Consider the following 20,711-nt stretch of genomic DNA (forward strand, 5'->3'; position numbering starts at 1 on the left):
AGTACGACGATGACGAACCCGACAGCCCGCAGCCGCACGATGAACGCGGCCGCCCGTGCGGCTGCCAAGCGCACCCGGCGGGTCGAGGGCCCGAAGCAGCAGCCCGAGGAACCCCTCACCGGGCGCACCCTGACGATCGACCCGCCGGCCGCGGACGGCTGGGAGGACCCGCCGGAACCGTCACCCGAGGACCTGACGGACGAGGCGCCAGCTCGCCCGTCCCGGCGGTGGCTGCTCACCGCGGTGCTCGGCGCCCTCCTGGTCATGGGCCTGGTCGCGGTCTCGCTGCTCGGCTGGCAGTACGGGCAGGAGCGGCGGGCCGAGAGCGCCCGGGCACAGGCCCTGACGGCCGCGCGCAAGGCGGCGCCGGTCGTGCTGTCGTACGACTACCGGCATCTGGACCGCGGCTTCGCCCGGGCACGTGATCGGCTGACCGGGCACTTCCGGGACGAGTACGGGAAGACGACGGCGAGTGTGGTCGGGCCGACGGCGAAGAAGTACCACGGGGTGGTGAAGGCGTCGGTCACTGCGGCCTCCGTCGTCTCGGCGGCACCGGACAGGTGCACCGTCCTGCTCTTCGTCAACCAGGTCACGCAGAGCACCCAGGTCTCGGGCTCGCGCCTGGACCTGAACCGGGTTCGGATGACGATGAGCCGCACCTCGGACGGCTGGAAGGTGAGCGCCGTGGACGCGCTCTGATGAGCCTCTTCGGCCCGCCCCCGCGCCCTCCGCGCGGGGGCATTCATGTATGCGCTTCCCTCACCGCAGGCAGTCTTCCATCTATGGTGGCGGCCAACCCGTGTTCACCGTGGTGGTGACGCGGCTCCATGGCACCCGGCGGCCGAAGAACAGAATCCTTGCGTCGTTCACCAAGCCCGACATCCGCTGACGTGCGGCGAGCGAGGCGAAGCTGGCCTTCTTCGACGCCCCGGCCCTTGTGGCTGCGGACAGCTGTCTGTCACGACCGTTCCACCCATGGCCCCGGCCTGGTCGGGATCTTGGTCGGGGCCGGCTGCTGGCCTGGGCGGTACGCGCAGCAGCCGGATGAGGAACGGCGCCGCACCGCACGGGAAGGCAGGCACCGCTGATGCTGAACGTAGATGCGCCCCGGAACGGACCGACTGGCGCAGGCAATTCCTGGCGCAGTACCGGATAGCCATCACCGAACAGATGCGTCTGGTCATGGCGCCGGCAGTGCGGATCGAGCAGACCCTTCGCCGGCTGGCGAAGCTGCGCGAGGAGGATCTGGTCGGAGCTGAAGGAGTGGCGGCGACCGCGGCTGGTCTTGAATCGCACGCCACGATGTCACCCACGGCTACACACTGCGAGAAGCCGCCTGACCAGCTCAGAACCGCCGCCGGGCATGGACGAGCTCAAGGTGCAGGTCGGAAACGCTGGTGCCCCAGGGAAGCTGCAGCGGGCATAACAGTTCAACGCTGCGGCGGCCTGTTGGGCGCCACAGCAGGCAATCCGTCGATCGTCGCCGCGAGCAGAGGCAGGAGCCGAGCGAGTTCTCCCTGGTCTCCGATGGCGTTGAGAAGCCGGGATTGATCGGAGTGGGCGCGGTGGGCGGCGCGCTGGTGGAGGATGCGGCCGCGGCCGGTGAGGTGGAGCAGGACACGGCGACGGTCGTCGGGGTCGGGGCGACGGTAGACCAGGTTGCCGGCGACCATGCGGTCGACGAGCTTAGTCAGAGTGGGCGCCGGCATGAGGGCGTGGTCGGCGATTTCGGACATCGGGTGGCCCTGGCCGTCGGCGATGGCCGACAGGACGCGCCACTCCTCCACCGAGCAGTTCTGCTCGGCCAGCACCGCGGCCAAGCGCCGGCCGACGCGTCGTTCGGCGTGACTGAGGAGGTGGGCAAGGTCCGGGGAGGAGGGTTCGGACGGCATTGCCGGTGTCCTTCCGGTAGGTCTAGTGTTCGTGCAGATGACGAGCCTCCGCGAGGGTGCCGGGGCCCGGACCGGGATCCGCGCCCAGTGCCCTCACGGAGGTGGTCTGTGCATCAGGTGCCGCCGACAGAGAACGGCGATTCGAGCACGACGCTGGTCGTGGCCCTGGTCGTGCCGCTGCAGGGACCCGCGGGGGTCTTCGGCCCGTCATGCGAGCTGGCCGCACAACTGGCCGCGGAGGAACTGAACGCCGCGGGCGGCGTGCTGGACCGGGAGGTCCGCCTGGTCACGGTGGACGGCGGGGCATCGCCGGAGCGGGTGGCGGTCGACGTCGAGGCCCTGGTGTCCCTGCGCGCAGTCGACGGGGTGGTGGGCTGGCACACCTCGGCCGTGCGCCAGGCACTGCTGCCGCGGATCGCGGGCCGCGTGCCCTACGTCTACACAGCCCAGTACGAGGGCGGCGAGCGCACACCCGGGGTCTTCCTGACGGGCGAGACCGATGCCGCGCAACTGCTGCCGGCTATGCGGCTGCTGACCGAGGCGACCGGCGCGCGACGTTGGTGCACGGTGGGCAACGACTACGTGTGGCCGCGCGTGACCGCCCGCGCTGCACGTCGCTACGCCCGGGGGTGCGGCGGTCTGGTGCGCGACGAGGTCTTCGTGCCATTGGGGACGCACGAGTTCGGGCCGGTGCTGCGCCGGATCGAGCGGTGCGAGGCGGACGCGGTGCTGATGCTGCTGGTCGGCGACGACGCGGCACGCTTCAACCGCGCGTTCGCCGCCTACGGCCTTCACCAGCGGTGTCTGCGGCTGAGCACCCATATGGACGAGAACATCCTGTTGGCCACCGGTGCCGAGGCCACCGACGGACTGTGGGCGACGGCCGGTTTCTTCGAGACGCTCGCGACCGCCGAGAGCCTGGACTTCAGTGCCCGTTACGCGGCACGGTTCGGCGTGGAAGCCCCAGTCGTGGGCAGTCTGGGCGAGTCGTGTTTCGAGGGGGTGCGCCTGCTGGCGGCGTTGGCCGAGCGGGCGCGGTCGCTGGATGTGCGGGTGATGTGCGCAGTGGGCGACACGGTCTCCTACGAGGGCCCGCGCGGCGTACTGCGGCTGCGTGGCAACCATCTCACCCAACGGCTGTATCTGGCACGGGCCGATGTCTTCGACTTCCACATCGTCACCCAACTCTGACCCCGATCCCCGCCGTTGACATTACCTTGCCACAGAAATACTTTCTACGGGAAGCATCTGGCGGAGGCGAGGCACTGGTATTCAATCAGGCCTTCGCTCGCCTCAGTCGCCCGCAGGCGGGCGCCCCGTCCTACGATATTCCAATCCTGGTGGCTCGCTGTCTACGCGCGTCGAATAAAGGCCCGTTAAAGAGATTTCCCTTAAAGGAAGCGAAACGCTCAAGAAACAGTGCGGCGTGACTCTTCCGTGCAATCACCCGGTGTCGCCGGGGCCGCCCCCAGTGCTGGGAAGAGGGAATGTCGTGACGGAGATCGTCGACACGGAAGCACCGCCGACGAGTACAGGCGGACGGACGTACAACAACTGGGCGCAGAACGACACGTTGGAGGACTACTCGCTGCGGTATGCGCCGAAGTCCTTCCGCCGCTGGACCCCCTACGTGGTGGCCACCACGGCACTCGGCGGCATCGCCTATCTCGCCGACTTCGCCATCGGCGGCTCGATCGCCATCTCCAACGGCTTCTCGAGCGCCATGGTCGCGATCCTGGCCGCGGCGGTGGTCATCTTCCTGACCGGCATCCCGATCTCCTACTACTCGGCGAAGTACTCCATCGACATGGACCTGCTCACCCGGGGGGCGGGCTTCGGCTACCTCGGCTCCACGCTCACCTCGGTCATCTACGCCAGCTTCACCTTCATCTTCTTCGCGCTCGAAGGCTCGATCATGGCTCAGGCCCTGGAGTTGGGCCTGCACATCCCGCTCGCCGTCGGCTATTTGATCTGCTCGCTGATCATCCTGCCGCTGGTCATCTACGGCATGACCGCCCTGTCGAAGATGCAGGTGTGGACGCAACCGGTCTGGCTGGTGCTGATGGTCGCGCCGTTCGTGTCCATCGCCGTCCAGGAGCCGGACAGGTTCTCGCAGTTCACGCACTTCGCCGGCAACTCCCCCACCGGCTCCAGCATCAGCATGCTCGGCGTCGGCGCGGGCGCAGGCGTGGCCCTGTCCCTGATCGCCCAGATCGGCGAGCAGGTCGACTACCTGCGCTTCATGCCCGACAAGACACCTGAGAACAGCAAGAAGTGGTGGGGCGCCGTACTCTCCGCCGGCCCGGGCTGGGTGGTACTCGGCGCGGCCAAACAGATCGGCGGGGCCTTCCTCGCCTTCTACATCGCCGGCAGCGTCGGCCTGTCCAAGGCCAACGAGCCCATCCAGCAGTACGTCCACGGTTTCAAAACCTTCGCCGCACCCGTCGCGCTGGGCCTGGCCACGTTCTTCGTGATCCTCTCCCAGATCAAGATCAACTCGACGAACGCGTACTCCGGCTCGCTGTCCTGGTCGAACTTCTTCTCCCGCCTCACCCACCGCCATCCCGGCCGCGTCGTCTACATCTTCCTCAACGTCGGCATCGCCCTGGCCCTGATGGAGGGCGGCGTCTTCGGCTTCCTCAACACCGTCCTCGGCTTCTACTCCAACGTCGCCATCGCCTGGATCGGCGCGGTCGTCGCCGACCTCGTCATCAACAAGCCGCTGAAGCTCAGCCCCTCGTACATCGAGTTCAAGCGCGCCCATCTGTACAACTTCAACCCGGTCGGCTTCGGATCGATGCTCATCGCCTCGGCCGTTTCCATCGCGGCCTACTTCGAGGCGTTCGGAGACTACGGCAAGGCGTACTCCCCCTTCATCGCCCTGTTCCTCGCGATGGTCCTCTCACCGCTGTTCGCGGTGCTCACGAAGGGCAAGTACTACATCGCCCGCGTAGACGACCTGGAGGAGCCGCTGCTCGGGGCGGACGGCCTGCCCTCCGCGGCCTTGCTGACCTGCACCGTGTGCACGACCGACTTCGAGCGGCCGGACGTGGCGAACTGCCCCTTCCACGCCGGGGCGATCTGCTCACTGTGCTGCAGCCTGGAGAAGGACTGCCACGACTCCTGCAAGAGCGGCTCCGGCACGGGACCGATCGCCCTGGCCATGCCCACCGTGCGGTCCAAGGGCTGACCGCCACCGCCTTCCCGTGTGTCGCTTTTGGCTCCGGCTCGCGTCATTCGACGTGAGCCGGAGTCGACGCCGTTAATGGGTCAGGTGTGCTCTGGAGATCTTTGATGGTAGGTGTCCGCATCGCCACGGTCATGCCGATCTCGCTGGTCTCGGTCGCCACCTACATCGGGCGACGGCGGCCTCGGCCGGCTCTTCACCGAGGGCTTCCAGCGCGACTTCCCGACACCGGTGATCGTAGGCGTGGTCCTCACGATCCTGCTAGCGACCCTCATCGCCGCCACGATCGGCCTCCCCCTCTGCCTGCTCATAGGCCACACCGGCAAGGGCGCCTTCATCGCGATCAACCTCGCGTCCTTCGGGCGCGCGCTGCCGACCGTCGGACTGGTCGTGCTGGTCTTCCCGGCGGGCGGCCTGTCGATACTGCCGGTGTACCTCGCGCTGGTCGCCCTCGCGGTCCCGGCGATCGTCACCATCACCTACGCCGGGATGACGGCCGTCGACCCCGACGTGAAGGATGCGGCGCGCGGCCAGGGGATACGCAACCGTCAGGTCCTTTTCCGGGTCGAGTTGGCGCTCGCGCTCCCCCTGGTCATGACCGGCCTGCGGCTCGCCCTCATCCAGGTCGTCGCCACGGCCACCATCGCCGCGTACGCCTCCTTCGGCGGTCAGGGCCGCCGCGTCTTCGACGGCCTCGCCCAGCGCCACCGCGTGCAGGTGCTGGGCGGCGCGGTACTGGTCGCCGCGGTCGCCGTACTGCCGCAGCCCGGCCAGGGCAGCGCTCGTTGCGTCCTGGCGCCTGCGTCGGCGACGCGTCGACCAACCGTCAATTCTTCGTCGCAACGTAGTAGACGTTGAGCGGGTCGCCTGGGACCGCCTCGACGTCGACGTTCCCGAAGCCGGCCTCCTGCAGCATCCGCACCGCCGTCTCCTGTCCCCACACGGTGCCCAGGCCGACTCCACCCGTGCTGAGCGAGGTCGTCATGCAGTAGAAGACGGAGAATCCGTACAGCGCAGGCCCGAAGGGGTGCTCGATGTTCTCCTCCAGCTTGCTGGACGCCGCGATGTCGCCCATGAGGAAGGTGCCGCCAGCGCGCAGGGCCCGCGCGATCGCCGCCAGTGTCTCGGCCGTCCGGGCCAGGTCGTGGATCACGTCAAAGGCGGTGATGAAGTCGTACTCGCCGGTGATCTGCGTCGAATCGGCTTGTACGTAACGGAGGTTGTCCAGCCCGGCACGAGCCGCCTGGGCTCGCGCGCTCTCGATGCCGGCCTCCGACTGGTCCAGGCCGTGGAAGCGACTGGCCGGGAAGGCCCGGGCCAGCACCAGAGGGGCGTGTCCCTGCCCGGTGCCCACGTCGAGCATGTCGATACCAGCGCTCAGCCGCTCATCAAGTCCGGGCACCAGCGGCACGATCGTGTCCACCAGCGCCAGGTCGTAGACCCGTACGGTCTCCTCGGCCTGCAGGGCCTGGAAGCGTGGATAGGCCGAGTACGGTACGCCGCCGCCCTCGCGGAAGCAGCGCACCACCTGCTGTTCGACCTCGCCCATGAGGCCGATGTAGGGCATTATCCCGGCCAAGTTGTCCGGTCCCGCCGCGGTCGTGAGCGAAGCGGCATGCTCGGGTGGCAGGACGTAAGTCTGGGCCTCCGGCTCGTACTCGACGAACCCTCCGACGACCATGCCGCCCAGCCACTCGCGCACATACCGCTCGTCCAGGTCCGCCGCCTTGGCGATCTCAGCGCTGGTGGAGGGCGGAAGTGCGGACAGGGTGTCGAAGAGGCCACACTGGTGGCCGACGCTGACCAGCAGAGCGAGCGCCGCCTTGTTCACGACGTCGACGACTTCGCCCGCAAACGCCTCCTGCTTCGCGGGGTCCAGGGAAGCCTGCTGCCTGTCGATCACGGACATGATCGCTCCTTCCGCCGTAGCAGCCACGGTGCACCGGAAAAGCTCAGTGCCCCATATGTCACGCTAAGCCCTATACGAAGCCATGAATCTTACGAAGCGAGAACGCCCGACCCTGTGGATGAGGTACGCAGCCGCCTGAGAGAGCGCCGGCGGCAGATGCCCTCGGCGGTTTCGATTGGATCACCTGGCTGACCCGAGGAAGATGCTCGCAATGTGGAGTCCGGCCAGGTAGACAGCTGCTGTCTTCTCGTAGCGGGTGGCGATGCCTCGCCGACCGACCAGCCCGAGCCCCACTCCCGACCCCGAAGACCGCGAGGACACCAGTGATGACCAGCCCCACCCATGCCATGGCCCTGCGCACCACGGCCACCGCCTTTGGCACCCAGCGCGGCAAAGCATGGTCAACACCTGTCCGAAGGTGCCGCATTCCCCACCAAGTGCTGCTCAGCAACGTGGTCGACTGGGCATGCAGGCGTGATCGCCCACTATGCGGTCGCAATGCCCAGGAAGCGCAGCACCGCCAGGACGCGGCGGTGGTCGGCGTCGGCCTTGGGTAGGTCGAGCTTGGTGAAGATGCTGTTGATGTGCTTGGCGACCGCGCTCTCGCTCACGACCAGCTCGGCGGCGACGCCGGAGTTGGACCGGCCGCCCGCCATCAGCTCCAGCACCTCCCGCTCGCGCGGTGTCAGCCGGTCGAGCGGATCACTGTGCCGACGCACCAGCAGTTGCGCGACGACCTGCGGGTCGAGCGCGGTGCCGCCGGCCGCCACCCGGCGTACCGCCTCGGTGAACTCCTCGACGTCGGCGACCCGTTGCTTGAGCAGATAGCCGACGCCCGAGGTGTTGGCGGCCAGCAGATCGGCGGCGTACCGCTCCTCCACGTACTGCGACAGCAGGAGCACGGCGGTACCCGGGTACTGGCGGCGGATCACCAGCGCGGCGCGTACTCCCTCGTCGGTGAAGCCGGGCGGCATGCGCACGTCGATCACTGCGATGTCGGGCCGGTGCTCCTCGACGGCCGCCAGCAGCCCTTCTGCGTCGGCGACTTGCGCGCACATCTCGAAGCCGGCCGCCTCCAGCACCTTGACCACGCCGATGCGCAGCAAGAGGGAATCCTCGGCGATCACGGCGCGCACGGCAGCTCCACGGTGATGACGGTCGGGCCCCCGGCGGGGCTGCGGCAGGAAAACGTGCCGTCGACGGACGCGACGCGCTTGGCGAGCCCGGCGAGCCCGGTACCATCAACGGCCGCCGCGAGATCCGCGCCGCCCGCGCCGTCGTCCGCGACGACCACCAGCAGTGTCTCCCTGATCCGCTCCACGGTCACGTCCGCCCGGGTCGCCTGGGCGTGTTTGACCACGTTCGTCAGGGCTTCGGAGACCACGAAGTACGCGACGGCCTCGACGGTGGGTGAGGGGCGCCGCGGCAGGTCCACCGCCACGCGCACCGGGATCGGGAGGCGGGCGGCGACCCCCGACAGCGCGGCGTCGAGGCCGCGGTCCTCAAGGACGGCCGGATGCAGGCCGCGCACCAGGTCGTTCAGCTCGGCGATCGCCTCCTTCGCCTCACGGTGCGCCTCGTCGATCACCTTGCGGACGTCCTCCGGCAAGTCGCCGAGGGTGGATCTGGCCAGGCCCAGGTTGACGGCGAGTGAGACGAGGCGTTGCTGTGCGCCGTCGTGCAGGTCGCGCTCGATCCGCCGCCGCTCGGCGTCGGCGGCGTCGAGCACACCGGCCCGGCTCTCGGCGAGGTCGGCCACCCGGCGGGCCAGTTTCTCCGCACGGCTGGGGCCGAGCAGGACCTCGGCCGCCCGGGTGTCGAGCCGCACCAGGGCGCCGGTCAGCCGGGGCCCGAGGAACAGCAGGGCGAGGCCGCCGGCGGTGATGTACGCGGCCTGCGTGGTGTACCCGAGGTCGGTGACCCGCCACTGCGGGGGCAGCGCCCAGATCCACACGTAGATGGAGGCGGCCACGAGAGCGGCGGCCCAGACGGCGAGGACAGCGAGGTCCAGGACGGCGAGCAGCGGACCCGCCACGGCGTGATAGCAGGCCTGCCGCCACAAGGCCCGCGTGGTCAGCCGACGTACCACCGACTTCCTGTTGCGTCCGGGCCCGGGTACGGCGGGGCGCGGGAGGTCCTTGCCGCCGAGCGCCCGGTAGCGCCGCCGCTGCCCGGCGGTCAGCAGGGGTGTCAGGCCGAGCGTGAGCAGCACGGGCAGCGGAGTCACGGCCAGCGCGCCGGGCGCGCGCACCAACGCCGCCATCGTGCCGGCCAGCCAGAGCCACAGTGGCACCACGGCGAGGTGGAGCGGCAGGCCGGCGGCGACGAGCGCGGTCCGGTGTCCCGCCCTGCGGAACGGCCGGCCCAGCACCAGCTGCGGCCACGTCGTGATTCGCATGCGTCAAACGGTAAAGCCCCAGGCCATCCCCGTGCCATGACGTTCCCGCCCGGTTCGGGGGTGCACTTTTCTCCACCCCGGGTCGGAACCCTGCGTGACTGACGGCGCCCCAGTGTGCGGCGCAGGGTGGAGCACGTGAAGGGCAGAGCCGGCGGAGAGCGGGGGAAGACGATGCGTCAACTGGTTTTGTACGAGGACGAATTGGCCGGTGCCCAAGGCTTCGACCGGGCCGAGGTCACACCGCTCCACGAAGAGGCGCAGTGGCAGCGCCCGGCGCGGGGCATGCGGCGGGCCGGTTGGCTGCTCGTCGCCTGCGGTCTCGCCCTGCTGCCGTGGCTGTACGTGCTGGCCACCGGCCTGCCGGCCACCGCTGCCGCGGCGCACTGGCCGGTCGCCTGGGTCGGGCTCGACGCGCTGGAGGCGCTCGGCCTGATCGCCACCGGCCTCCTCGCCGCCCGCGGCGACCGGCGGCACGCCCTGGCAGCCGCCGCGACCGCGACGCTGCTTGCTGTGGACGCCTGGTTCGACACCACGACCGCGACCCCGGGCGGCGACTTCGCCTCCGCAGTCGCCATGGCGCTCGGCGCCGAGCTGCCGCTGGCCGCGCTGTGCGGCCGGCTGGCGCTGCGGGCGCTGAGCCGCCACGGATGACGCCGGCCGACCAGCCACATGCCATGGACCGAATCGATCCACCGGAGAACACCATGCACCGCATCACCACCGCCCCCGTCGCCCCGATGCCGGCCCGGACCCGCTGGGTGCTCGCCGCAGGCGTCGGCGCTGCGTTGGCCGCCGCCTGGTGGCTGGGCGACACGGCACCCTATCCGTACGCCCAACGCGGCCTCCTCGAGGTGCCGTTGCCGTTCCTGACAGCCGACCGGATGGACGCCGTCCTGCGGCCGCGGCCGGGAGAGCGGATCCTGGAGATCGGCCCGGGGACCGGACTGCAGTCGCTGCACGTCGCTCCGCAGCTCGGGCCTGAGGGACGGCTCGATGTGCTCGACATCCAGCAGGAGATGCTCGACCACGTGATGTGCCGCGCAGAGCGCGACGGCCTGGCGACGATCACGCCCATCCGCTCGGACGCACGTGAACTGCCCTATGCCGACGGGACCTTCGACGCCATATACGCCGTGACCGCACTCGGCGAGATCCCCGAGCCGGATCGGGTACTGCGCGAGGCGGCACGGGTGCTGGCACCAGGCGGGCGACTGGTGATCGGCGAGTTCTTCGACCGGCACTGGATCCCGTTCGGCCGGCTGCATCGGCTCGCCGACGCGGCCGGCCTCCACCTGACCGAGCGCCGCGGCCCAAGCCCGGCGTACCTCGCCCGCTTCCGACCCTGCGGAGCCCATGCGCCCGTTCCCCAGTGAGAGCACCTCGCCGACGGCGGGCGCGAAGACGACGACGGGAAAGCGTGAACACCCCACGCAGGGACCGCGATCACCGAGCTGAACAAGCTGGTGCACGGTGGGCCGCTCCAAGAAGCGAGAGGGCTCCGCCCCAACCGCGGCCGGCCACGGTGCCTCTCTCCTTGGACTCTTTTGCCGGAGCGGCAACAGGACTGGCGTGACCGGGCCACGACGGGTGACGTTGGGCCCATGACCGACGACATCACAGCGGGATCGCCCGCGTCTGAGACTTCCCTGCCCGGCGACGGATACGTCGGAGACCCAGCGGTGCGGGCGGAGTGGGACAACCGATACGCCGACCGACAACAGCTGTGGAGCGGCCGGCCCAACGGTGCGCTCGTGGCCGAGGTCGCCGGGCTCACCCCCGGGCGGGTCCTCGACGTCGGCTGCGGCGAGGGCGCGGACGCCGTCTGGCTCGCGCGCGGCGGCTGGGACGTGACCGCGCTCGAGGTCTCGGGCGTGGCGCTGGAGCGGGCGGCCGGGCACGCGCGGGACGCAGGCGTCGCCGTTCGCTGGGTCCACGCCGAGCTGACGGAAGCGGCGCTCCCGCCGGCCTCCTTCGACCTGGTCTCCGCGCAGTATCCAGCCCTGCTGCGCACCCCCGACGCGGCAGCCGAGCGAGCGCTGCTCACGGCCGTCGCACCCGGCGGCGTGCTGCTGCTCGTCCACCACGCGGGGATGGACACTCAGCAGGCGCACGACAGCGGCTTCGACCCGGCTGACTACGTCTGGCCCTCGATGGTCGCCGCCCTGCTCACCGACGACTGGAAGGTGGAGGTGAACGAGCAGCGCCCACGCGTGGCGCCCGACGGCGGCGCCGGCGCGCACCATACCGACGACCTGGTGCTGCGCGCGCGACGGCTGCGCTGAGCTGGTGAAGGGCGGCCGTGCGCAGGTCGTAGTGGCGGGCCGGGTGGCGAGGGTGCGGGAGAGGACCTTGGTGCGCAGCAGCGTCCAGGCGCTGCGGGGTGTCGAGGCCGGCGGTCGTCCGGTCCCAGTTCAGCCAGAGGATGTCGAAGGTCTCCGCGACCGCCTGCCGGGCCCGCGGCGGGACTGCAGGAACGCCTGGGCGTGGGCGCTGTAGGGGTGCCACATGACCTGGGTCAGGCGCGAAGGATTCGTCGCGGTGGAACTGCTGTTCCTGCCCGGCACCTACGCGCCATGCCCGACCTGCCACGGCGCCCGGTACAACGCCGAAACGCTGGAAGTCACCCACCAAGGCAAGAACATCGCGGAAGTACTGGTGCTGACCGTCGACGCCGCCGCCGAGTTCCTGTCCGCCGTCCCGGCCGCCTCCCGCAGTCTGGAGACGTTGCGCGAGGTGGGATTGGGGTACCCGCGGCTGGGCCAGCCCGCGACGGAACTCAGCGGTGGCGAGGCGCAACGCATCAAACTCGCGACCGAACTGCAGCGAGCCCGGCGCGGGCATGCGCTGTACCTGCTCGACGAGCCGACGGCCGGCCTCCACCCCTCGGACATCGCGCTGCTGCTGCGACAGTTGCACCGGCTCGTCGACGCCGGCAACACGGTCGTCGTCGTCGAGCACGACCTGGATACCATCGCCACTGCCGACTGGGTCATCGACCTCGGTCCGGGCGGCGGCGACGCGGGTGGACGGGTGGTCGCGGCGGGGCCGCCGGCCAGGGTGGCGAGGGCCCGCCGCAGTGCCACGGCACCCTATGTGGCGGCCAGGCTCGCGCGCCCCTGATCCGGATCCTCACCGCGAAACGCCGACAGCGGCATGCGACGAAGGGCGGACCCTCCGGCACGCCGCATTGCCGGACGCCCCCGAGAACCACGGCTGACCTGCCGTCAAGGAGCACATGCCCGCTGGCCGACCGCCGGTGGACGGTCGACGGGGTGGTCAGCGGTTCCAGTAGTTCCTCGGGGTGACCCTGCGGTGAGGCCTCGGCTCGTGGGCGGAACATGCCGACCTCCGGATGGTGGAACGGCTTCGCACACAGGCCATCGCCGTGAGCACCTGTGTGGGACGTCGGCGTTGCAGGGTGCGGCGGAACCGGCAGGGAAACCGGGCCCGCGTCGACGCGAACGATCCCGCGGCCGCTCGAGGCCCCTCGTCCTTGGGGCCGGTTTCAAGCTGGGGCGTACCGCAGGCCCCAGAACCCGCGAGAACGATCCGCGTGCCAGGGCACCGCACCATAGGGAGCGACGCGGAGCCCTCGCGCCGGCGGCCGCCGCCGGTTGCGCCGGCACCCGGCGACGGCCGCCCCACTCCGCCCCGCTTGCCGGCCCCTCACCCATGTGGGTCGCCTGCCGGCGGTGTCCGCGCCGGGTATCCCGCGCGGACACCCTGACCGGCTGCGCTCCCGCACGCAATCGACCGCAGCCTCAACGGCGCCGACTCCGTCGCGGCTTCCCGAGCGGGCTTACGCACGCGGCGTCGAACAGAGGGAGCCACCACCGCATGCCACCCGCCGTCTGTAGGCGAAGGGCTGGTCCGCCGGGAGCGCCGTCACCGGGCGCAGGTAGCCGCGGCGGACGACCCGGTGCAGGCGGATCCGGCCTCGGTGTGAGTCTCACCGGCCCAGCCGGTCCCGCCAGTACAGGAACGTGCGCTCCGGATCGGGCAGCAGCCCCCATGGCTGCGGCGTCATGTAGGGGCCGATGCGCCCGAAAACGGCGCCCGCCTCTGCCGGGCGACGGCTGCGGATCAGGGCGAAGGCGAGGAGGTTGAGGTCGGTGACGACTTCGGCGTGCGGCGCGGCGGTGGTCTCGAACCAGTCGCTCAGGGCCGCGGTCAGCTCCTCGGCCGCCCGGGGTTCGTGCCAGTGGCCGTCGGCGCCGAGGGGCATCCGCCGCTGCCGGTGGGCGACGAGCTCGACACGGGCCGCTACGGGGAGCAGGGCGAGCGGCGAGCCGTGCGGCGCGCGAGCCGCGGTCTGCGCGGCGAAGTCGAGCATGTCCGCGACCGTGCCGTGGCCGCGCGGGGACAGGTAGCGCAGGAGCTGGTGGTAGGCGGTCCGATGCCAGGGGGCGCGGTTGACGGCCTCGCTCCACACGGGAACCGCCTCGTGGGCGGGGACGGCGAGTGAGTGCAGCAGTTCGAGCAGCGCCAGCCAGGGAGCAGGGTCCCGTGGGCAGGACTCGGCCGCCCGCAGGCATGCCCGCTCGGCCTCCGGGACGGCGCCGTGCCCCTCGGCCGCGGCACGGACCGAGCGCGCCCAGGCCCGCAGCACGAGGGCGTCCCCGTCGCCGGGCCGGTCGGCCGCCCACCGCTCGGAGACTGAGGGTGGCAGGGCGCGTGCCAGCACCGCGACCCGGTGCACCCGGCGGTCCCAGTCCGGCCCCGTCTCCGCGAGCAGATCGGCGGCCGGCTCCCAGAGGGGACGGGGGCGGCCCGCTCCGAGACCGTGGAGCTGCCGGCCGGGACGGAGTTCTTCCAGGGTGGAGTGCAGCGCCCGGTCGTCGAGTTCGGGGCGGATCAGCAGGGCTGGGCGGCGTCTGGACATCGGTCCTGTTCCTCTTGCTCCGGTGCCCCGGTGCCGAGAGGGGCGGGCGCGCCGGTCGGGGCGCCCGCCCCGCGTTCCTCAGCAGCAGCGGCCCTGCGGGTGGGTCTCCCGGTGCAGCGTGCGCAGCACCTGGTACTCGCGGCGGGTCGGCACCGGTGCGAACGGGTGGTGGCGCCGGTGGCGCTCGCAGTAGCGGTCGTATTCGGCCTCCCCGGTCAGCTCGCGCAGGTACCAGCCCACCGTTCGCGCCCAGGCCACGGCCTTCACGGCCCCACCTCCACGAGCTCCGGAGTCGCGTCGATACGGGACTCGACGTAGGGAGCCTCGGTCGTGGGGAGCGCGCCCGGCCGGCGTACGGCCCGCACGCACACCAGTGCCGCGTTGGCGATCACTGCGGCCACCAGCAGCAGGAAGAGGCCGATGAGCACGCCGTCGACCGTGGAGTTGGTGACCACGGTGTGCATGTCGTCGAGGGACTTGGCGGGCGGCAGGACCTGGCCGGCGTGCAGGGCGTCGGCGTACTTCGCGCGCTGGGCGAAGAAGCCCACCTTGGAGTCGCCGGAGAAGATCTTCTGCCAGCCGGCGGTGAAGGTGACCGCGGTGACCCAGGCGAGCGGGACGCCGGTCACCCAGGCCCAGCGCAGCCGACCGGACTTGATCAGGACCGTCGTGCAGACGGCGAGGGCGATGGCCGCGAGGAGCTGGTTGGCGATGCCGAACAGCGGGAAGAGCTGGTTGATCCCGCCGAGCGGGTCGGTGGCGCCGGTGTAGAGGAAGTAGCCCCAGGCGGCCACGACGAGGCCGCTGCACAGCCAGATGCCCGGCTTCCAGTTGACCCGGCCGACCGGCTTCCACACGTTGCCGAGCATGTCCTGGAGCATGAAGCGCCCGACCCGGGTGCCCGCGTCGACCGTGGTGAGGATGAACAACGCCTCGAACATGATCGCGAAGTGGTACCAGAAGGCCTTCAGCGCCGTGCCGCCGAAGACGCCGGAGAAGATCTCCGACATGCCGACGGCCAGGGTGGGGGCGCCGCCGGAGCGGGCGATCAGGGTCTGTTCCTCCACCGCGCCGGCCGCGTGCGTGAGCTGCTCCGGGGTGATGGTGAAGCCGAGGCCCGCGACGGCGTGGGACGCCGACTGGGCCGTCGTACCGAGGAGTCCGGCGGGCGCGTTCATGGCGTAGTACAGCCCCGGCTCCAGGGTCGCCGCCGCGATCAGCGCCATGATCGCGACGAACGACTCCATCAGCATGGCGCCGTAGCCGATCATCCGGACCTGGGACTCCTTCTCGATCAGCTTGGGCGTCGTGCCCGAGGCGACCAGGGCGTGGAAGCCGGACAGCGCGCCGCAGGCGATGGTGATGAACAGGAAGGGGAAGAGGGAGCCGGCGAAGACCGGGCCCGCGCCCGAGGTCGCGAACTTACTGACCGCGTCCGCGTGCAGCACGGGTGCGGCGACCACGACGCCGGCGGCGAGCAGCGCGATGGTGCCGATCTTCATGAAGGTGGAGAGGTAGTCGCGCGGGGCCAGGAGCATCCACACCGGGAGCACGGAGGCGACGAAACCGTAGCCGATCAGGCAGAAGACGAGGGTGGTGGGGCTGAGGGTGAAGGTGGACGCCAGCGACGAGTTCTGCACCCAGCTGCCGCCGGCGATCGCGAGCAGCAGCAGCACCACGCCGATGAGGCTGGCCTCGACGACCCGGCCGGGGCGGATGCGGTGCATCCAGAAGCCCATGAACAGGGCGATGGGGACGGTCATGGCGACGGAGAAGGTGCCCCAGGGAGAGTGTGCGAGGGCGTTGACCACGACCAGGGCGAGCACTCCGAGCAGGATGATCATGATCGCGAAGACGGCGACCAGGGCCGCGGCCCCGCCCACCCGGCCGATCTCGTCACGGGCCATCTGCCCGAGCGAGGTGCCGTCGCGCCGCATCGACAGGAACAGAACCACCATGTCCTGCACCGCGCCCGCGAAGATCACGCCGGCGACGATCCAGAGTGTGCCGGGCAGGTATCCCATCTGGGCCGCCAGGACGGGGCCGACCAGTGGGCCGGCGCCCGCGATCGCCGCGAAGTGGTGGCCGAGCAGCACCCGGCGGTCGGTGGGCTGGAAGTCGACCCCGTCCTCCAGGCGCTCCGCCGGGGTGGCGCGGCGGTCGTCGGGCCTGAGGACCCGCCGGACGATGAAGCGGGAGTAGAAGCGGTAGGCGATGGCGTACGAACCGAGAGCGGCGACGACCAGCCAGACCGCGGAGATCTTCTCCCCCCGGGAGAGGGCGAGGACGCCCCAGGCGACGGCGCCGAGCACGGAGACGGTGGCCCACAGCAGGACCGACCGAGGTGACATACGTGATTTAGCTGGCTTTTCGGGCGCCTTGAGGGCGGTTTCGGGCATGGCGGCTCCTCACCTCGAGGGTGTGACAGAAGATGCGAGTGGATCAGCGTCGGCGATGTCGGTCCGTCAGCGCGTACGCGGCGAGCAGGCACAGACCGCACCCCGGAACCCAGGCGAGCTGGTACCAGTAGAAGAACGGTGTACCCGCAAGCCGCGGCTCCGCGCCGGCGTACCAGGGAACCCACAGCAGGCCCGCGGCGGGTGCGAGAAGCAGTACGGCGATCGCGACGCGCCGTAGCCGGTGATGACCGGTCCGTGCCATGACCTGCGCTCCTCTCCCCTTCGCTGTCGGTCTGTGCAAGAGTTGCCCACCTCCCACAACCGGTTGACAGCGAATGTCGAGAACATTTCCCGCCGGTTGTCTGTCATCCGTTCCGGGCCTTCGCGCAACTCTTGCGCGAAGGTTCAGGCACACCAAGGACGGTGACCCATGGCCGACGGCGCCATGACCGCGACGTTCCTCGCCGTGATCGGCGGAGCGTCGCTGCTCGCCGTGACCGCGCGGCGCCTGCACCGAAGCGACCGCCTGCCGTCCCTGGAGGGCTGGGCGCTGGCCGACCGCGGCCTCGGCCCGGTGTGGACCTGGTTCCTCCTGGGCGGCACCGTCTTCACCGCGTACACCTTCACCGCCGTGCCGGGTCTGGCGTACGGCAACGGGGCCGCCGCCTTCTTCGCGGTGCCGTACACCGTGATCGTCTGTCCGCTCGCCTTCGTGCTGCTCAGCCGTCTGTGGACGGTGGCCCGGCGGCACGGTTACGTCACCGTCGCCGATTTCGTGCGGGGCCGGTACGGCTCGCCGTCGCTGGCGCTCGTCGTCGCGCTCACCGGCATCCTGGCGACCATGCCGTATCTGGCGCTGCAACTGCTCGGCATACGGGCCGTGCTGACGGCCGGGGGCGTGTACCCGCGGGGCGCGACCGGGGACCTGGTCATGGTGGCCCTGTTCGCGGGGCTGGCGGTGGCCACCTACCGGCACGGGCTGCGGGCGCCGGCGGTCATCTCGGCGCTCAAGGCGGTCGCCGTCTTCGTCTCGCTGACCGCGGTCACCTGGCTGGTGCTGGAGCGGCTCGGCGGACCGGGCCCCGTCTTCGACGGAGCGGCGCGGCGCCTGGGCAGCCCGGCACTGCTCCTGTCCCCCGCCCAGCAGCCGGCCTACGCCACCCTCGCCCTCGGCTCCGCGCTCGCCCTGCTGATGTACCCGCACGTGCTGACGGCCGGGTTCGCCGCCGACGGACCGCGCACTTTGCGCAAGGTGTCGGTGGCCCTGCCTGCCTGGACCGGACTGCTCGCCCTCTTCGGGTTTCTGGGCATCGCGGCGCTGGCGACGGGGGTGCGGGCGCCGAAGGGCGGTGCCGAGGCGGCCGTGCCGATGCTGGTGGACCGGCTGATGCCGGGGCCGCTGGCGGGGCTGGTGTTCGGCGCGATCACCGTCGGGGCGCTGGTCCCGGCCGCCGTGATGTCGATAGCGGCCGCCACGAGCTTCGTACGGAACGTGTACGTCGAGTACGTACACCCGACGGCCACACCCAAGCGGCAGGTCCGTATCGCCAAGGCCGTCTCGCTCACCGCGAAGGTGGGGGCGGTCGCGTTCGTGTTCGGGCTGCGCGACCAGGACGCCGTCAACCTCCAACTGCTCGGCGGGGTGTGGATCCTGCAGATCTTCCCGGCCGTGGCCGTCGGGCTGTTCACCGGCCGGCTGCACCCGCGGGCGCTGCTCGCCGGATGGGCTGTGGGCATGGCCGCCGGCACCTTCATGGTGGTCCGTGAGGGTTTCTCGTCCATCGTGGCCCTCGGTTTCGGACCGCTCCAGGTCTACGCCGGTCTGGCCGCACTCCTGCTGAACCTGACCGTCACGGTGGCCGGCACCGCGGTCCTCGAACGTCTCGGCGTCCCGCGCGGCGCCGACCTGACCGACCTGCCGTCCCGCCTGCCCGTCAGGCGGCACCCCGAGACGGGAGCGAACCAACCGTGAGACGCAGACATGCCGTTCCGGTACCGGAGCCGTACGTGGAGCCCCTGGCGCCCGTCGTGCCGGACCCCGCCGAGCTGGAACGGGAGGCCGGACTCGCCCGGCTCTTCGAGGTGCACTACTCCTCGATGCTGCGCCTGGCCGTGCTGCTGGGCGCGGACGATCCGGAGAACGTGGTGGCCGAGGCGTACTACCAGATCTACCGCAAGTGGCGCCGGCTGCGGGACATCGAGGCGGCGGAGGCGTACCTGCGCTCCACGGTCTGCAATCTGACCCGGATGCGGATACGCCATCTCCAGGTGGCACGCCGGCACCTGGAGAACCCACCCGAGGAGACCGTCGTCTCCGCCGAGAGCGCGGCCCTGCTCCGCGACGACCAGCGTGTCCTGATCGGCGCGCTGCAGCAGTTGCCGGCCCGGCAGCGCGAGGCGCTCGTGCTGCGGCACTGGCTCGGCCTCAAGGAGAGCGAGATCGCCGCCGCGATGGGCATCTCCTGCGGCTCGGTGAAGACCCACACCTCTCGCGGCCTCGCCGCGCTGACCCAGGCGATGGAGGCCCGCCGATGACGCATCGAGACACGACTCCGTCGCGTGGCACCGATCCGGACCGTACGGAACGGGAGTTGAGCGAGGCACTGGCCGCCCTGGCCGGCGGGGTGCGGGCCGCGCCCGACGCCTATCGCACGGCGCGCGGCGAGTGGCTGCGCCGCGAGCGCCGGCGCCGGCTCGTGCTCGCCGTGCTGATCGCCGTGGTGTTCACCCTGGCCACGCTGATCGGCCTGTGGGTACTGAACCAGGCGCCCTCGGACCCGGGGGTGATCTTCTCCGGCCTAGGGGCATCACCCATCTGGCCGCCCTGTTGATTACCCCTCCCCCGTTCGGCATTCGGAACTGCGAGCAACCACGCATGATGACGGCGCCCTCATCGGCGATGAGCAGACCGCCGCCACGCGGGTCGCTGATGCCGGAAGAACGCGGGCGCTGATGCCGGAAGAAGGCGCGTGAGGACGCCGAGGCGCACCGGTTCGCGGTCGATCGCGAACCGGCCGGCCTCACCGCGGTCGAGAAGTGACCGGACGCGGAACGGGCAGCCGTGGCCACAACGGCCGGCCCGCAGTCATGGATGGGCTCGGCGGGCCGTCCCCTGAATCGCGCTCATCTTGTTCGCGCCGTCCCACAAGCACAGACGACTTCGTCGGCGACCAGTCAGCCGCGCTGCATCAGCTGGCGGAGCACCCGCCCTGCCGATACGCGTGCAGGGCGGCCGCAGCTTCCCTGTTCCTGACCGGTTGCGCCACACGCTGCATCACGCATACCGGCACCCCAGTCGCTCGGCCGCTCCCGTGGTTGGTCGGGCGAAGCGAAGGCAGGGCTTCAGCCCCCCAGGTCCTTCTCGACGGAGTGGACCGTCTGCTCACCGGGAAGCCGCCTGCCCTCGCCATCGCCGAGCACAGCATCGACCTTGCGGAGAAGTCGCAGACGTGGAGAAGCACGGCAGTACCTGGCGGTGGCGCCGGTCCGTCCCACACCGCCCGGCGCTCCTGGCCGGTCCGGACGGACGTTTCGAACGGGATCAAAGTGCTGGAGTGTGCCCCCCACTGCGCCGATAGGCTGCCGCCGCGCCCACTGACCAAGGGCGCTGAACGGGAGGAAACGATTATGCGCAAGAGCATCAAGGGTGCTGCCGCCGTCGCGATCGCGACCGCCGCCGCAGCCGTGCTGAGCGTCGGCACAGCGGAGGCGAAGCCCGCCGCCGACTCTTGGGGCACCTGCCCCAGCGGAGCGGTCTGCATCTTCCCTCAGGGCGTGAACCCAGGTGACACCCAGACCACTCCCACCAACACCTACTGGAGCTACGGAGCCCACAACCTCAGCGGCCAGTACGGGTGGCACTGGGTCTACAACAACCAGACCGGCGGCGCCCACGCCCACCTGTGCAAGGGCTACAACGGCGTCAACTGCGACGGCGACCTGGCACCTGGCGTGGCCTACTGGGTCGACCTGACCCCCGTGAACTCGATCACCCTCGACCGCCCGTAGCACCGAAAGCTCCGGGGCCGACACCACACTCAGGGT

19 protein-coding genes and 1 pseudogene are annotated in these 20,711 nt (G+C 70.7%); 12 read left to right on the top strand and 8 right to left on the bottom strand.

The annotated features are described in order from the left end of the window. Positions 1 to 9: 9 nt before the first annotated feature. Complete coding sequence (locus M8J74_RS27970) at positions 10 to 699, top strand: Rv1363c family protein (protein ID WP_249839096.1); 690 nt, start codon at positions 10 to 12, stop codon at positions 697 to 699. 731 nt (positions 700 to 1,430) lie between these two features. Here M8J74_RS27970 and M8J74_RS27975 read toward each other — a convergent pair. Next, the gene (locus tag M8J74_RS27975) at positions 1,431 to 1,892 is read right to left on the bottom strand and encodes a MarR family winged helix-turn-helix transcriptional regulator (protein WP_249839097.1); all 462 of its coding nucleotides are present in this window, start codon (positions 1,890 to 1,892) and stop codon (positions 1,431 to 1,433) included. Positions 1,893 to 2,000: 108 nt separating this feature from the next. On the opposite strand from M8J74_RS27975, the gene M8J74_RS27980 reads away from it, so the two are divergent. The 3 genes from M8J74_RS27980 (at position 2,001) to M8J74_RS27990 (ending at position 5,937) form a co-directional block, all read left to right on the top strand. Next, positions 2,001 to 3,083, top strand: coding sequence for a substrate-binding domain-containing protein (locus tag M8J74_RS27980; RefSeq protein WP_249839098.1), 1,083 nt, complete (start codon positions 2,001 to 2,003; stop codon positions 3,081 to 3,083). 301 nt (positions 3,084 to 3,384) lie between these two features. Beyond that, complete coding sequence (locus M8J74_RS27985; RefSeq protein ID WP_249839099.1) at positions 3,385 to 5,082, top strand: purine-cytosine permease family protein; 1,698 nt, start codon at positions 3,385 to 3,387, stop codon at positions 5,080 to 5,082. Between the two features lie 111 nt (positions 5,083 to 5,193). Continuing rightward, positions 5,194 to 5,937, top strand: coding sequence for an ABC transporter permease (locus M8J74_RS27990; protein ID WP_372500290.1), 744 nt, complete (start codon positions 5,194 to 5,196; stop codon positions 5,935 to 5,937). Here M8J74_RS27990 and M8J74_RS27995 read toward each other — a convergent pair. The 3 genes from M8J74_RS27995 to M8J74_RS28005 all read right to left on the bottom strand — a co-directional run bounded on the left by M8J74_RS27995 (position 5,906) and on the right by M8J74_RS28005 (position 9,386). Continuing rightward, positions 5,906 to 6,988: a class I SAM-dependent methyltransferase gene (locus M8J74_RS27995; RefSeq protein WP_249839101.1), complete on the bottom strand. Its 1,083-nt coding sequence runs from the start codon at positions 6,986 to 6,988 to the stop codon at positions 5,906 to 5,908. The two genes, M8J74_RS27990 and M8J74_RS27995, sit on opposite strands and share 32 nt — an antisense overlap. A gap of 485 nt (positions 6,989 to 7,473) precedes the next feature. Continuing rightward, on the bottom strand, positions 7,474 to 8,124 hold the full coding sequence (locus tag M8J74_RS28000) for a response regulator transcription factor (RefSeq protein ID WP_249839102.1): 651 nt from the start codon (positions 8,122 to 8,124) through the stop codon (positions 7,474 to 7,476). Continuing rightward, complete coding sequence (locus tag M8J74_RS28005; RefSeq protein ID WP_249839103.1) at positions 8,112 to 9,386, bottom strand: sensor histidine kinase; 1,275 nt, start codon at positions 9,384 to 9,386, stop codon at positions 8,112 to 8,114. Before M8J74_RS28005 ends, M8J74_RS28000 begins: the two co-directional genes overlap by 13 nt. A 135-nt stretch (positions 9,387 to 9,521) precedes the next feature. Between M8J74_RS28005 and M8J74_RS28010 the strand changes: the two genes are divergently transcribed. The 4 genes and pseudogenes from M8J74_RS28010 to M8J74_RS28025 form a co-directional block, all read left to right on the top strand. Next, entirely contained in the window at positions 9,522 to 10,037 is a 516-nt protein-coding gene (locus tag M8J74_RS28010; protein WP_249839104.1) for a hypothetical protein, read from the top strand. Next, positions 10,034 to 10,759, top strand: coding sequence for a class I SAM-dependent methyltransferase (locus tag M8J74_RS28015; RefSeq protein ID WP_249839105.1), 726 nt, complete (start codon positions 10,034 to 10,036; stop codon positions 10,757 to 10,759). Before M8J74_RS28010 ends, M8J74_RS28015 begins: the two co-directional genes overlap by 4 nt. Before the next feature lie 228 nt (positions 10,760 to 10,987). Continuing rightward, positions 10,988 to 11,668: a class I SAM-dependent methyltransferase gene (locus tag M8J74_RS28020; protein WP_249839106.1), complete on the top strand. Its 681-nt coding sequence runs from the start codon at positions 10,988 to 10,990 to the stop codon at positions 11,666 to 11,668. A gap of 241 nt (positions 11,669 to 11,909) precedes the next feature. Continuing rightward, positions 11,910 to 12,506, top strand: a pseudogene (locus M8J74_RS28025) (ABC transporter); the annotation flags it as partial. Positions 12,507 to 13,335: 829 nt separating this feature from the next. Here M8J74_RS28025 and M8J74_RS28030 read toward each other — a convergent pair. From M8J74_RS28030 to M8J74_RS28045, 4 genes are all read right to left on the bottom strand, one after another. Next, entirely contained in the window at positions 13,336 to 14,268 is a 933-nt protein-coding gene (locus M8J74_RS28030) for a hypothetical protein (RefSeq protein WP_249839107.1), read from the bottom strand. Between the two features lie 78 nt (positions 14,269 to 14,346). After that, complete coding sequence (locus tag M8J74_RS28035; RefSeq protein WP_249839108.1) at positions 14,347 to 14,535, bottom strand: YbdD/YjiX family protein; 189 nt, start codon at positions 14,533 to 14,535, stop codon at positions 14,347 to 14,349. Further along, positions 14,532 to 16,619: a carbon starvation CstA family protein gene (locus M8J74_RS28040; RefSeq protein WP_372500295.1), complete on the bottom strand. Its 2,088-nt coding sequence runs from the start codon at positions 16,617 to 16,619 to the stop codon at positions 14,532 to 14,534. Before M8J74_RS28040 ends, M8J74_RS28035 begins: the two co-directional genes overlap by 4 nt. Before the next feature lie 91 nt (positions 16,620 to 16,710). Then, entirely contained in the window at positions 16,711 to 16,929 is a 219-nt protein-coding gene (locus tag M8J74_RS28045) for a DUF3311 domain-containing protein (protein ID WP_249839110.1), read from the bottom strand. Positions 16,930 to 17,097: 168 nt separating this feature from the next. Here M8J74_RS28045 and M8J74_RS28050 point away from each other — a divergent pair, with 168 nt between their 5' ends. From M8J74_RS28050 to M8J74_RS28065, 4 genes are all read left to right on the top strand, one after another. Continuing rightward, entirely contained in the window at positions 17,098 to 18,639 is a 1,542-nt protein-coding gene (locus M8J74_RS28050; RefSeq protein WP_249839111.1) for a sodium:solute symporter family protein, read from the top strand. After that, positions 18,636 to 19,202 (top strand): SigE family RNA polymerase sigma factor, encoded by a 567-nt coding sequence (locus M8J74_RS28055; RefSeq protein ID WP_372500292.1) that lies wholly within the window; start codon positions 18,636 to 18,638, stop codon positions 19,200 to 19,202. Before M8J74_RS28050 ends, M8J74_RS28055 begins: the two co-directional genes overlap by 4 nt. After that, entirely contained in the window at positions 19,199 to 19,498 is a 300-nt protein-coding gene (locus M8J74_RS28060) for a hypothetical protein (RefSeq protein WP_249839112.1), read from the top strand. The genes M8J74_RS28055 and M8J74_RS28060 overlap by 4 nt, the downstream gene beginning before the upstream one ends. Before the next feature lie 796 nt (positions 19,499 to 20,294). Further along, positions 20,295 to 20,675, top strand: a complete 381-nt coding sequence (locus M8J74_RS28065; protein WP_249839113.1) for a hypothetical protein — start codon at positions 20,295 to 20,297, stop codon at positions 20,673 to 20,675. Positions 20,676 to 20,711: the final 36 nt, after the last annotated feature.

Source organism: Streptomyces panaciradicis (assembly GCF_023516615.1).
Taxonomy (GTDB): Bacteria; Actinomycetota; Actinomycetes; order Streptomycetales; family Streptomycetaceae; genus Streptomyces; species Streptomyces panaciradicis.

What these genes read in the sequence shown, in the direction of transcription:
- M8J74_RS28015 (WP_249839105.1), top strand. Translation starts at nt 10,034, where the DNA reads ATGACGCCGGCCGACCAGCCACATGCCATGGACCGAATCGATCCACCG.
- M8J74_RS28045 (WP_249839110.1), bottom strand. Translation starts at nt 16,929, where the DNA reads ATGGCACGGACCGGTCATCACCGGCTACGGCGCGTCGCGATCGCCGTA.
- M8J74_RS28060 (WP_249839112.1), top strand. Translation starts at nt 19,199, where the DNA reads ATGACGCATCGAGACACGACTCCGTCGCGTGGCACCGATCCGGACCGT.
- M8J74_RS28030 (WP_249839107.1), bottom strand. Translation starts at nt 14,268, where the DNA reads ATGTCCAGACGCCGCCCAGCCCTGCTGATCCGCCCCGAACTCGACGAC.
- M8J74_RS28050 (WP_249839111.1), top strand. Translation starts at nt 17,098, where the DNA reads ATGGCCGACGGCGCCATGACCGCGACGTTCCTCGCCGTGATCGGCGGA.
- M8J74_RS28040 (WP_372500295.1), bottom strand. Translation starts at nt 16,619, where the DNA reads ATGTCACCTCGGTCGGTCCTGCTGTGGGCCACCGTCTCCGTGCTCGGC.
- M8J74_RS28020 (WP_249839106.1), top strand. Translation starts at nt 10,988, where the DNA reads ATGACCGACGACATCACAGCGGGATCGCCCGCGTCTGAGACTTCCCTG.
- M8J74_RS28065 (WP_249839113.1), top strand. Translation starts at nt 20,295, where the DNA reads ATGCGCAAGAGCATCAAGGGTGCTGCCGCCGTCGCGATCGCGACCGCC.
- M8J74_RS27970 (WP_249839096.1), top strand. Translation starts at nt 10, where the DNA reads ATGACGAACCCGACAGCCCGCAGCCGCACGATGAACGCGGCCGCCCGT.
- M8J74_RS27975 (WP_249839097.1), bottom strand. Translation starts at nt 1,892, where the DNA reads ATGCCGTCCGAACCCTCCTCCCCGGACCTTGCCCACCTCCTCAGTCAC.
- M8J74_RS28005 (WP_249839103.1), bottom strand. Translation starts at nt 9,386, where the DNA reads ATGCGAATCACGACGTGGCCGCAGCTGGTGCTGGGCCGGCCGTTCCGC.
- M8J74_RS27995 (WP_249839101.1), bottom strand. Translation starts at nt 6,988, where the DNA reads ATGTCCGTGATCGACAGGCAGCAGGCTTCCCTGGACCCCGCGAAGCAG.